Here is a 12,287-nt window from a genome sequence, read left to right as displayed (position 1 = left end):
TCGAACGCTCCGTTGAAGAAGTCGTCCGAGAACGGGTCGAATTCAACAGGGTCGCCTGAAACATCTTGTGACGCCGCCGCGGTCATAGGATCGCTCCAGCTTCCTTGTAGTTCGCAATGGTGTCCCAGTCCAAGCCTGCGTCCATCAATACCTCTTCGGTGTGCTGGCCGTGTTCGGGTGCCCCCGGCGGGACAACGGCCCGTTCGTCAAACTGGACGGGGTTTGTGGGCAACGAGTATGGCGAGCCGTTCATCGTGGCGGTGTTCGCGACATAGCCGTTCGCCGTCACCGCTGGGTCATGGCAGAGCTCTCCCGGTGTCTGCACTACCCCCCAGGCACCAGAAATGCCGGCCAGCTGTCCGCGCCACTCGGCGAGTGTGCGCTGGGCGAACACGTCGTCCATGAGCGAGATGAGCTCCGTGCGGTTGGCGAATCGCGATGCGGGATCGGCGAATCGCTCATCGCCGATCAATTCTGGTAGGCCGATGGCGCGCATCGCTTCCGGGTAAAACTTGTCGAGTTGCAGCATCATCAGCTGGACGTAGCGGTCGTCCTTGGTGCGGTAGGTCCCCACCAATGGGTTGGGCGCATCGGCGTGGCTGTAGTTCGGGATAGAAGTGCCACCGTGGATCTGGCTCACGGCGACGTCGGGGCTGAGGTTCCACGCCGCCAGCCCGAGCAGGGAGACGTCCACAACCGACCCCTGTCCGGTGGTCGCCTTTTTGTACAGAGCGGCCGCGATCCCGCCGGCGATCGCCATGCCCCCGAGTAGATCTCCGAAGGCCGGCCGCGACCGCACCAGCTCGTCGCCGTCTTCGGTGAGCATGGCGGCGATGCCGCCGCGCGCCCAGTAGGAGACGCCGTCGTAGCCGGGCTTGTCCGAATCGGGACCCTTCGGACCGTGGCCTGACCCACGCACGTACACGATGTTGGGATTCGCGGCCCTGATGTCGTCGACGTCGATGCCCATCTTCTTGCGGCGAGTCGGCAGGTAGCTGGTGAGGAACACGTCGCACGTGGCGGCGAGCCTACGGATGACGTCCTGACCGCCGGGAGTGCTCAAATCGACGCCAATCGACTTCTTCCCCCGATTCGGAATCTCGATCATGTAGTTGACCGTGCCACCGCCCTCGTCCACGATGCCCATCGTGACGAGGCCCCGCTGCGGATCGCCGCCCTCGCGGGGCTCGACCTTGATGACCTCGGCGCCCCACTCGGCCAGGACAGCGCCGGCCGACGGCACGAAGGTCCACGCCGCAACCTCCAGCACGCGGACGCCGCTGAGCACTTTGTCGTCGGAAATGACGGCCTCCATTGATCTCAGTGGTACGGGTGCGAGCGCACCGACAGGTTAGCAACGGCGAAAACGCACGATTGCATTATGTGAGAATGTCAGTTTCGGACGGATTTGTAAACCGCGTCGGCGCGTGAGGCAACCAGCGCCGGATGCTATGGGCGCGCCGAGAGCCGCTCGGGCAGCGCGGGATCTCCGTCGGCCCAGAAGGCCCGCCACGTCGGCATGCGCTGGGGCATGGCCGCACGTAACCGAACGTCGGTCGGCCAGCGCATGAACTCCGGACCCGGCCGCTCCGTCACATCGACCGAGTACCAAGGATGCTCCCGTCGCTTGACGAAGCACCACTGGCCGTTGCGACGCTCGTAGACGTCGTCGTAACGCATCGTGATCACAAACCACCCGTCGCCGTCCTCGTGTTCGGCGCGGCAGTACACAGATCCGGTCGCGTGGTCAGCGTCGACGAAGTCGAAATGGTGGCCGCAGATCAAATGGATGCTGCGGTAGAAGCGCCGAAGCACCCGGTCGTACCAACGCTTCAACGCATCCCTGCCGCGCCCCTCCGCGCCGGCGTCGACATCGTCGACGAACAACGCCACCAGCCCATTGAGATCGCGAGCGTCGAGGGCCATCGCGTATCTACTGGGCAACTGACTGATCGCGAGGCCCGATTCCACCCGGTCCAAACGATCGACAGTGGCCCCACGTCCCGCTTCTGTGGCCATGGCGGAATTGTAGGCCGACAGCGGCGAATGAGAACCTCTGTTCTCGTTTTGTGCAAAGCCTACTATCCTGCGCTCATGCCCTTCCCGAATATCTTGCCTACGATTCCTGCTCTGGTGAGGTCCTGCGCGGCACGTTTCGGGGACAAGCCGTTCCTCATCGTGGGCGGGCGGGAATTGACCTATCGCGACCTTGATCGCCGTTCAGCTGCGCTGGCGGTCGCCCTGTTGTCCGAGGGGATAGGCAAGGGGGACCACGTCGGGATCTTGATGCCGAATAGCGTCGACTGGGCCTTGACCTGGTTTGCCGCCACACGCATCGGCGCAGTCGCTGTGCCGCTCAATACGTTCTACAAGGCGTCCGAACTCGCCTGGACCGCACGCCATGCTGACCTGCGCGCGATCCTGGCGTCGTCGCGGTTTCGCAACCACGACTTTGTGGACCGACTGCAGGAAGCGCTGCCAGGGCTGGCCGATCAGCGCGAGCCCGGCCGCATCGTGGTACGAAAAGCGCCGTTCCTGCGGACCGTTGCGGTGTGGGGACCATCCGATCAGCCGTGGTTGACAGCGATCGACGGTGATGGCGAGATGTCGGCCGACGACGCCGACTTCCTGGTCGACGTGGAATTGTGTGTGACACCAGCCGATGACGTGACCATCATTTACACCTCAGGCAGTACCGGCGACCCAAAGGGGCCCGTGCACAGCCAGGGCACACTCGTACGGCATACCTACAATCTCACGTTCATGTACGGCGTCACCCACGATGACGTGATGTTCACCGCCATGCCCTTCTTCTGGGTGGGAGGACTGATCACAGGACTACTCGCGGTGATCCACCACGGCGCGACACTGGTCACCCAACCCGCGTTCGATGCTGCCGAGGCACTAGAACTCATGGAGCGCCACCGCGCGACGATCACGCTGGGCTGGCCGCAGCAGGGCAAGACGCTAGCCGAGCATCCCGAGTTTCCCGCACGCGACCTGAGCTCGGTGCAACGCACCAGCATGCCCGCGATGGTGCCACCCCAGCGTCGGCCCACGGGCTCTAGTGGCCTGGGAATGACGGAGCTGTGTGGCAATCACATTGGGGTCGACCCGTATCTGCCGCAGCCGCCCGATCGGTCCGAAACCGGCGGTCTGCCAATCGAAGGGCTGCACCATCTGTTGGTCGACCCTGACACGGGGCAGCCGGTGCCCGTGGGCACACCGGGCGAAATCTGGGTTCGCGGGTACTCGTTGATGCAACGCCTGCACAAGCGTGAGCGCGAGGAGGTGTTCACCGCTGACGGCTACTACCGCACGGGCGACTGCGGCATCGCGTACGACGACGGCTGGATCAGGTTCACCGGTCGGTTGGGCGATCTGATCAAGACGGGTGGCGGCACCAACGTCACACCCAGCGAGGTCGAGCAGGCGCTGGTCGACTGCGACGGCGTGCTCGAGGCGTACGTGGTCGGCGCCGAGAGCGACGAGCACGGGACGGTGGTCGCGGCGGCGGTAGTCCCGCGCGGCGAATCGGTGCTTGACGGCGAATCCTTGCGCGCGCAGCTGCGTGCGAGGCTGTCGGCGTATAAGGTGCCGAAATTCGTCTGGGTCACCGCAAAACAGGACCTGCCGTTCACCGCGACCGGAAAGGTCAAGAAGTCGGAGCTGGCGCAGCAGCTCAGCGAACTCATGGCGCGCCGCTAAGGGGTGAGCGGTTGCCCATCGGCCATGTTTGTGCTCATCAGCGTCAAAGGGATGCCGAACAGTGGCTCCAGCTTGACTTCCGTCAACTCGAACCCGTCGCCTTCATGCCGCTGCCGGAAGTCGGATTTGGCACCGTATCGCGCGGCAATGTGTTCGCTTGCAACACAATCCGCCGTACGCACGACGACAGAGAACAAGCCATCCCCGTTGCGGGACAGGAAATCCGCCGCGGTGCCCGCGTCCGTTGGTGCGGCCGCGGTGGGGGCGATGAGCTCGAAACCACGGTCCCAGTCGAGGCGGATCTGCAAGCCAAGGTGTTCCAGCTCGAAAGCTTGGAACTGAAATCCCAGAGCACTCAGGTAATCCGCAGCGCGGTCGAGCCGCTCTAGGCCGATAGCGAAGACGACATGGTGCAACAGTGGCTGCGGCATGCGAATGACTCTACGATGCCTAAAGATTGATTTCCGATATCTGAAAACATTGATTCTCATTACGGTAGATTCGCGCTCGATAACCAAATACTGCGCAGAGAGGCGCTTCGTGGCACTCGAACAGTTCAAGCTAGACGGTCAGGTGGCGATAGTCACCGGCGCCGGGCGCGGCGTCGGCGAAGGCATCGCCAAGGTGCTCGCGGAAGCGGGTGCCACGGTAGTCGGTACGGCACGGACATCGTCTGAGGTGGAACAAACGGTCAAGGAGATCGAAGAGGCGGGCGGTCATGGCCTAGCGATCACCGCCGACGCGCTCAAACGCTCCGACAGCGAGCGTGTGGTACAGACCGCTGTTGATGAGTTCGGCCGGATCGACATCCTGGTCAACAACGTTGGTTTCGCCACCTACGGCCCATTTCTGAACCTGACCGACGACGACCTTCGGCAGACGTTCGACTACTGCGTCACTTCCGCGTTCGTCATGAGCCAACTCGCCGTGCCCCATATGCTGAAGGTGGGCCGGGGCTCCATCGTCAACATTTCCTCCGGCGCCGGTCGATTTGGAATCCGCGGATTATTGCCCTACTCCGTGGCCAAGGGCGGGCTAGAAGCACTGACGAGAGCCATGGCGCAGGAACTCGCACCTAAGATCCGCGTTAATGCCATCGCCCTGGGCGCGTTTATGACGACTGGGCTTCAGTCGAGCTTCGACCTGATGCCAGGCTCCGAGGAAAAACTGAAGGAGCTGACGCCGCTGCATCGTATCGGCGACGTCGCAGACCTCGGCCGCCTGGCGTTGTATCTGTCCACCCGCGATTGTTACGCAACCAATTCGACCTTCATCGTCGACGGGGGTCTGCAGGGCCCGAATTCATCGCTTCCCATCCCCGATCTGTAACCAAAGAGCGCCCCGGTGAAGGAGTGATGACGTTGGCAGAGAAGATTTTACGCGTAGCAGTCATATCGACAGGCGGCGTGGGCAGCATCGCGTTGCGCGCGATCAACCGCCGCGCTCACCTCGATCTGGTCGGTGTATGGGTGCACAGCCCTGAGAAGGCTGGCCGAGACGCGGGCGAGGTCGTCGGGCTTGGCCCCATCGGCGTGACCACCACGTCCGATCTCGATGACATCATCAGGCTCAAGCCCGACTGCGTCGTGTATGCGGCCGCTTGCGAGGAGATGGATGCGGCCGCGGTTCGCGACTACGTCCTGTTTCTGAAAGCCGGCATCAATGTGGTCACCACCAACACGCCGGGAATGATGTTTCCCGACAGGTGGATTCCCGAGATGGCCGACCAGGTGCGGGCCGCGGCACTGACGGGCGGTGTCACCATATACACCTCGGGTATCGAACCGGGATTCGCCGGCGACCAGTTCGCCGTCATACTGTCGACCTTGTCCAACACCATCCGCTCGGTCCGCGCCCAGGAGATCTTCGACTACTCGGCTTACCCGAACGAATACCTGATGTTCGACGCGATGGGCTTTGGCCGGCCGCTGGACTTCACGCCGCTGCTGGAGCTCGAAGGCGCACAGCAATTCGCCTGGGGACCACCGATCGGTCTGGTGGCGCGCGCCCTCGGTGTCGAGCTCGACGAGATCACCGAAAGCTACGAACGCGTAGCCACGCCCAGGGACTTGCACGTGGCATGCGGGCTGATTCCCGCGGGCACCTGTGGGGCGGTGCGGGCCGAAACCACCGGGGTCGTTGACGGCCATCCGATGATCACCATCGAACACATCAACCGGATGGCTCAAGACCTGGCACCGGAGTGGGCGTCCGCGCCGAACGGCACCTACCGCATCGTCATCGAGGGCGAACCACAGATCCAATGCGATCTTCGCTTCGGCACCGAGGACACCGCAGCTTCGGCGAATGACAACGCCATCGAGGCGACGGCCATGCGCGTGGTCAACGCCATCCCGTACGTCATCGACGCAGCCCCGGGCATCGCGACCTCACTGGACCTGCCGATCACCGCGCCACACAACGCGTTGGATTTCGGCTAGACGGTGAACATCGGGCCACGGGGCGCGCCCCTGACCTCGTTGCCGCCGTCGATCGCGAAGCTCTGCCCGGTGATCCAGCTCGACTCGGGGCCCGCCAGGTACCGGACGCCGGGAGCGATGTCGTCGGACACCCCGAGCCGCCCCAACGGAACGCGCTCAAGAAAACTCCTGGTCAACTCGTCCAGGTGTATGTAGCCCTGGGTCGTGGCCGCCTCGGTCAAGCCCGGACGGACGGCGTTGACGCGGATTCCCTTTGGGCCCAGCTCGGATGCTGCGACCCGAATCATCATCTCGAGCGCGGCCTTGCCCGCCGAATAGTGCCCCAGGCCCTCCATCGGAATCTTTGAAGAGGTCGACGAGATAAACACGATCGACCCACCGTTCGTCATGAGCGGCGCGGAGTAGCGCAACGCCAGGAAGTTCGACCGGAGATTTCCCATCACAAAGTTGGTGAAGGTGTCGAGATCCTGTTCGATAAGCGGGCCGGTGCCCCCGGAGGCCACAGTGCCAACGACGATGTCCAGTCGCCCCTTGACGGCATAGGCCGCCTGCGCCGCCGCCGCGACGGTGGGTTCGTCCTCCGGATCTCCCTTCTGCAGCACGATTTCGGTCTTCGGAGCCACAGCAAGGATTCCTTCGCAGGTTGCGTCGAGGCGCTCGCTCGATCTGCCGAGCAGATACAGCGTGGCGCCGTCCGCAGCCAGGAGCCTGGCGCTGGCCTGGGCGATTCCGGCCGATGCTCCCAGGATGAACGCGGTCTGTCCGTCGAGCACACCCATGAACCATTCCCTTCCGGTTGCGTACCACCCGGTAGAATACTCATTCTCATACTAAGGTAAATACTATTCTCACGAGCTGGCGCGTTGGTGTAGCGTACCGGTGTGCCAGACATGACCGGCAAGGTCGTACTCATCACCGGGGCCGCCCGCGGCCAGGGCCGCGCTCACGCGGTCAGGCTCAGCGCCGACGGCGCAGACACCATCCTCGTGGATGTTGCCGGCCCGTTACCGCCAAGCGTCCCATACGATTCCGCCACCCCCAACGATCTGTCGAAAACCGCCGACCTCGTCGTGGCGAACGGCAGGCGCGCCGTCACCGCGATCGTCGACACCCGCGATCACGACGGCCTGTGCGCGGCCGTCGACGTGGGAGTCGCCGAACTGGGCCGGCTCGACGTGATCGTCGCAAACGCAGGGATTTGTTGTCCGGCGCCTTGGGATCAGGTATCCCCCAACGATTTTCAGGACACAGTCAATGTGAATCTGGTCGGGACATGGAACACGGTGATGGCCGGCGCCAAGCACATCATCGCTGGTGGGCGCGGCGGGTCGATCATTCTCATCGGATCGGTGGCGGGGGTGAAGATGGAGCCGTTCATGGTTGCCTATACGGCAAGCAAGCACGGCGTGACGGGACTCGCGCGATCCTTCGCGGTGGAGCTCGGGCGCTACGACATCCGGGTGAACAGCCTTCATCCCGGGTCGGTGGCGACACCGATGGGGAGCGGCCGGATGATCGAAGCGATGCAGCAGGCGGCGGAGTCCTACTCGCATCCTCAATACGGTTTCAGCAAGCAACTCCTGCCCAACGCGGTGACGATGCCGGAGGATGTCGCCAATGCCGTCGCATGGCTCGCTTCAGATGAGTCGAAATTTGTCACTGCCGCCGCAATTCCCGTCGATGTCGGAGTCGCCCAGGCTTAGCAGCACCACACTCAATTCGGCCGGGCGGGAAAAGAAGGGTGAGTGCCCGCCGTCCAATTCGACGACCCGTGCCCCGATCCTGCCGGCCGCATTGCGCCGAGCCCACGACTCCCCTACCGCGCGGTCGTCCCGCATCAGCACGTATGTCGACGGCGTATCGGGCCAGCGGTCGATCGGGCAGCGCTCGGTGAACACGGTGAATGATTGGTATCTCAGTTCGTCGAATGCAAGACGTGCCAACGCTTCCGGGCAGTCATGGTAGAAACCTGCCCGCACCGACTCCCAGGTGAGGCCGAACGGTCCGGCACCCTGCTCTCGCGGCTCCGGAAATGTGATCGCGTCGGGGTTGCCGCCGAGGTGTTCGACGAACGACTGGCCCGGGACGGGCAGAAGCCCCCCGACGAACACCATGTGGCGCACCTGGTACACGGTGGCGATGACGGGTGCGCACAGCCCCGAGATCGAATGTGCGGCGACGACAACATCCTCGGAAGCGCCGTCAACTTTTCGCTCAATCGCGTCGATCGCGACTTGTGCCCACTTCAGCACTCCCGCCAAGTCGTCATCGACCGGGAGATCCGGTGCGACCACGCGATGGCCTCGCCGCGCCAGCTCCGCGGTGACCGCATCCCAGCAGGAGCCATAATGCAGCCCGCCGTGTAACTGCGCGAATAGGGTCAACGTCCGGTGCGGGAGAGTCGACTAACGATTTCAGGCCCGGCCAGCGGCATTTCGATGACGCCCGGCGCTGCGGCCACCACGCGGGGAATGGCATTCACCGCGGCCATCGCGGTGGCCGTGATTCCCGGATTCACGTGATTTTCCTTCGACTGTTCGAGGTACAGTTCCAGGCTCATGCTGGGGTTTCCTTCGACACGAAAAACCATGCCGCCCTGTCCCTCGCGCGAAGGCTTGGGCCAATGTTCGGGCCACGGGGTGGAACTCACGGTCGCGAAGTATTGCACCGCCACCACTTTTCGGTCGTCGACCACCCCGGCCAACTGCCAGCGGTGCCCACAAATCGTGCCCGCCGGCACCACGCCGAGGGCCGTTGGTAGATCGACCGGGGCCAGCAATGTCTCCCAGTCGAGCTCTACACCGTCGAGGTCGATGCCGAGCAGGCCCGCGATATAGCGCACGACCGTCTCCCAGTCATGATTCACCTTGCCCGAGGCTATGCGGACCGGGACGTGGCCGTCCGGCTTGCCGAAACCCATCGACTCATGCAGCACATCCCAAATGGGATAGGCCTTGTCCAAGTCGACCGCGTATTCATCCATCCGGTACGAGGTCACCCTACCCGCGCCGGAGAGAAGGGCGGTCGGAAGATTGAGGCTGATGAAGCCGGGCTCACTACCGGTCGCGTAGAACGTCGAATGGCCCTTTTTGGTGGCCGAGTCGAGCACTGCACGCCAGTGATGCGGCGCGGCGTCCGGGTACACCATCGGGATCGTCGAAATCGTAACGACGTTGATCCCCGACTCCAGCAGCGCGGCAATATCCGCGATTGCGTCTTCCTCCCGGCGGACCGCGGTTGCGCAGTAGGACACGCAATCAGGCTTTAGCGCAATGATTTCCGCCATGTCTGCTGTTGCCGTCACTCCCACGCCCTCGACACCACACAGCAGGCCCGCATCAGTTCCGACCTTGCCCGGCGTCGAAACCTTTACGCCGACGAGATCCAGTGCCGGGTCGAGAATCGTTGCCCGCAACGCTTCTCTTCCTGTGAGCCCCGTCCCGATGTGGACGACACGATAGCGGCCTAAGCCGTTGTCAGTCATCACCGCTCCCTCCGGTCGACGAAAATGCGATTAGCGGTCCGACACGCTGGTGGAGGCCCCTTCGGATCCGACTCATTTGTAGAAGGGTCCCGGCTTGCCCGATTCCTCGAGATGCCCATAGGGGTCATACACCTTGACATTCGGATACGGGTTCTGCTCATAAGCGGGTGCGGACAACCCCGCGGCCCGTAGCCCGGACAAGACCGCCAGCGGTACCCCGAACGATACGAGGCCCACCGAAACCGAAACGAGGAGCTGGCGTGTCAGCGTGACCTTGCTGCGGCCCGGTCGCGCCGGAACCCGACGGGCGATCCGGTTGATCAGCACCAGCTCGCCCCCCTGGTCGCGGACACACATGACGGCGACCATCGCGAAGATGAACGAGTCGTAGACCGCCATGATGAGCGGGAAATGGATGTGGCCGATCCGCAGCGTGGGGCCCACCGCCTCAGAGTAGTAGAAGATACCGAACCTCAACCAAGTCAACTGGACGAGCGTATTGACCGGTATCGCGATGAGGAACGCACCGAGGAGAACCGCCGCAAGCCGATGGCGCGCAAGCCAACCGGTGCGCCGGACTATCGGCTCCAAGAAGCGGTCGTGCAGGTGCAGGATTCCCAGCCCATTGAGCAGGTAATAGGCCGCGTAACCACCGAGGAACGACAATGCGGGCTCGAGGTTCGGCGAGATGTTCATATAGGGCCATGACCGCGGGAAGTGCAGCATGCGCGGGTCGAAGATGGCGAACGTCGCCCAGTTGGCCAATGGATCCAGCGCGCCGGTGATCAAGCCGGCGAACGCGATCACCACCGCCCAATGCACCCTGCGCTGTCGTACCGAGAGCCACACCAACGTTCCGATCAAACCGATCGCCAGCGGGATGGAACTGACGGCGACTACCAACGGCCAGTTATCGAACCCGAGGAACGGCGGATATGGCGCCGGGCCCGGGGTGGTGTTGGTGGTGCGGGGATCCCCGTGAGTGCCCGTTTGAACGGTCGCGACGGTTACGACTGCGAAGGCCAGGTAGGCGACGATGAAGAGCCCCCACCCGACCCTGGCCAGCAACGGTGACCCGCTCGTATCCACGGGCTCTATGGGGGCCGAATCAGTCTTGGAGTCAACGGTATTCGTCATGTCATAGCCTGGCTGGAAGGGTGGCCCAGCCCCGGACGCTGGTGGTGTGCGCGCGCTTTGCCTTGTCATAGTCGACCTCCCAGTCCGGCCACCGCGACAGCACCTCCTCGAGCGCGACCCGCGCCTGCACCCGTGCAAGCGCGGCACCGAGACAGAAATGGATGCCCTGCCCGAAGGACAGATGGGCCGCCTTCCGATGGATGTCGAACCTGTCCGCGTCGGGAAACTGACGCTCGTCGCGGTTGGCCGAACCGTTGAGCAACAACATCACCGACCCTTCCGGAACCTGTTGCCCGTAGTGCTCCGCGTCGCGGGCGACGTAGCGGGCCTGCACCGGTGACGGCGCTTCATAACGCAGAATCTCTTCGACCGCGCCGGGTATGAGGCTGAAATCGGCCGCCAGCTCCCGGCGCTGTTCCGGATGGTCGGACAACAGCGCCCCGGCGAATCCGATCAATCGGGTCGTGGTTTCGTTACCCGCGCCCACAACGGTGCCGGTGTAGGTCAGTACCTCCTGACGAGTCAGTCGCCGCCGAGAACCATCCGGTTCTTCGGCCTCGGTGTTGACCAATTCGGTCATCAGGTCGTCAGAAGGATGCTCATAACGCCAGTCGATGAACTCTTCGAGCATCGAGCCGCTTTGGGTGAGCATGTCTGCAGCGACGTCACCCGGTCCGCCGTCATCGAGTTCGAGGAGCCGGTCGGTGCTCTGGCGGATGGCAACCTGACGGTCTTCGGGAATCCCCAGCAGGTAGCCGATCGTGCGCATCGGCATCCAGGCACCCAGGTCGGCGATGAAGTCGAATGTGTCCGCCCCCGAGAGGGGCTCGAGTGCGCGCCGACAGAACTCCCTGGCAAGCGGCTCGACCGCTGCCATGCGGCGCGGCGTAAACACTCCCGACAACAGCCGGCGATGGGCATCGTGGATCGGAGGGTCTTCAAAGAGGATTACGCCCGGTGGCACTTCGACCCTATTGAGGATGACTTCGATGATGGTGCCTTTGCCCGACCGGTAGTCATTCCAATTGGTGAGCTCGCGCGCGACGTCCTCGTATCGGCTCAGCGCATAGAATCCAAATTTTTCGTTGTGGTAGAGGGGCGTCGCATCCCGCATCCGCTTCCACACCGGATACGGGTCGTCGTCGATCTCGAAGTCGAACGGGTCGTAGTACGGGTCGGCGCTCACGGTTTGCGTCACGCGGTCGTCCTTCCTTACCCGCCGAGAAATACTCTCGACTCGTCGAGAGTATGCGTTATCGCAAATCGCAAACAAGTCTTCTGCCCAGTTTGGTCATACTTCGTGGGTCAGCGGCGTTGATCCATGCATATGAGAATATTAATTCTCATATGCGAGAATTGGGGTCGGCGTTGAGCGTGCCTCTGCCACCGACAGCGGCGGGGACTTAGGCGAGGAGGTGAACGATGCCCGCACGACACTGCGGAGTTCGGTCCACCACACAGGCCGGTCGCCAATCCTTGACGCGGCCAGTCGTCAGTCATGAAATCACCTAAAGGAA

At 63.3% G+C, this 12,287-nt stretch carries 12 protein-coding genes; 4 read left to right on the top strand and 8 right to left on the bottom strand.

Features of this window, described 5'->3' with window-relative positions:
* Positions 1-82: 82 nt before the first annotated feature.
* Both Q0W90_RS01875 and Q0W90_RS01870 read right to left on the bottom strand, forming a co-directional pair.
* A complete protein-coding gene (locus Q0W90_RS01875; protein ID WP_297772865.1) occupies positions 83-1,315 on the bottom strand; it encodes a CoA transferase in 1,233 nt (410 codons plus the stop codon).
* Between the two features lie 134 nt (positions 1,316-1,449).
* The gene (locus Q0W90_RS01870) at positions 1,450-1,980 is read right to left on the bottom strand and encodes a nuclear transport factor 2 family protein (protein ID WP_363319580.1); all 531 of its coding nucleotides are present in this window, start codon (positions 1,978-1,980) and stop codon (positions 1,450-1,452) included.
* 114 nt (positions 1,981-2,094) lie between these two features.
* On the opposite strand from Q0W90_RS01870, the gene Q0W90_RS01865 reads away from it, so the two are divergent.
* Positions 2,095-3,708: a class I adenylate-forming enzyme family protein gene (locus Q0W90_RS01865; protein ID WP_297599564.1), complete on the top strand. Its 1,614-nt coding sequence runs from the start codon at positions 2,095-2,097 to the stop codon at positions 3,706-3,708.
* Here the strand turns inward: Q0W90_RS01865 and Q0W90_RS01860 are convergent.
* Entirely contained in the window at positions 3,705-4,139 is a 435-nt protein-coding gene (locus tag Q0W90_RS01860; protein ID WP_297599566.1) for a hypothetical protein, read from the bottom strand. The genes Q0W90_RS01865 and Q0W90_RS01860 overlap by 4 nt on opposite strands.
* A gap of 109 nt (positions 4,140-4,248) precedes the next feature.
* On the opposite strand from Q0W90_RS01860, the gene Q0W90_RS01855 reads away from it, so the two are divergent.
* Positions 4,249-5,037 (top strand): SDR family oxidoreductase, encoded by a 789-nt coding sequence (locus Q0W90_RS01855; RefSeq protein ID WP_297599572.1) that lies wholly within the window; start codon positions 4,249-4,251, stop codon positions 5,035-5,037.
* Between the two features lie 26 nt (positions 5,038-5,063).
* Positions 5,064-6,149: a dihydrodipicolinate reductase gene (locus tag Q0W90_RS01850; RefSeq protein ID WP_297772862.1), complete on the top strand. Its 1,086-nt coding sequence runs from the start codon at positions 5,064-5,066 to the stop codon at positions 6,147-6,149.
* On the opposite strand, the gene Q0W90_RS01845 is transcribed toward Q0W90_RS01850, so the two are convergent.
* Positions 6,146-6,928 carry an SDR family oxidoreductase gene (locus Q0W90_RS01845; RefSeq protein WP_297599576.1) on the bottom strand — a complete coding sequence of 261 codons (783 nt, stop codon included), beginning with the start codon at positions 6,926-6,928 and terminating at the stop codon, positions 6,146-6,148. The two genes, Q0W90_RS01850 and Q0W90_RS01845, sit on opposite strands and share 4 nt — an antisense overlap.
* Before the next feature lie 111 nt (positions 6,929-7,039).
* Between Q0W90_RS01845 and Q0W90_RS01840 the strand changes: the two genes are divergently transcribed.
* Positions 7,040-7,852, top strand: a complete 813-nt coding sequence (locus Q0W90_RS01840) for a mycofactocin-coupled SDR family oxidoreductase (protein WP_297599578.1) — start codon at positions 7,040-7,042, stop codon at positions 7,850-7,852.
* Here Q0W90_RS01840 and Q0W90_RS01835 read toward each other — a convergent pair.
* The 4 genes from Q0W90_RS01835 to Q0W90_RS01820 all read right to left on the bottom strand — a co-directional run bounded on the left by Q0W90_RS01835 (position 7,787) and on the right by Q0W90_RS01820 (position 11,968).
* Positions 7,787-8,533 (bottom strand): alpha/beta hydrolase, encoded by a 747-nt coding sequence (locus Q0W90_RS01835; protein WP_297599580.1) that lies wholly within the window; start codon positions 8,531-8,533, stop codon positions 7,787-7,789. The genes Q0W90_RS01840 and Q0W90_RS01835 overlap by 66 nt on opposite strands.
* Positions 8,530-9,633, bottom strand: a complete 1,104-nt coding sequence (locus tag Q0W90_RS01830) for a dihydrodipicolinate reductase (protein ID WP_297599582.1) — start codon at positions 9,631-9,633, stop codon at positions 8,530-8,532. The genes Q0W90_RS01835 and Q0W90_RS01830 overlap by 4 nt, the downstream gene beginning before the upstream one ends.
* A gap of 72 nt (positions 9,634-9,705) precedes the next feature.
* Positions 9,706-10,770, bottom strand: coding sequence for a spirocyclase AveC family protein (locus Q0W90_RS01825; protein WP_297772859.1), 1,065 nt, complete (start codon positions 10,768-10,770; stop codon positions 9,706-9,708).
* A 1-nt stretch (position 10,771) separates the two neighbouring features.
* Complete coding sequence (locus Q0W90_RS01820) at positions 10,772-11,968, bottom strand: cytochrome P450 (RefSeq protein WP_297772857.1); 1,197 nt, start codon at positions 11,966-11,968, stop codon at positions 10,772-10,774.
* Positions 11,969-12,287: the final 319 nt, after the last annotated feature.

Source organism: Mycobacterium sp. (assembly GCF_025933915.1).
Classification (GTDB): Bacteria; Actinomycetota; Actinomycetes; order Mycobacteriales; family Mycobacteriaceae; genus Mycobacterium.
This window is presented reverse-complemented; position numbering and strand designations above follow the sequence as displayed.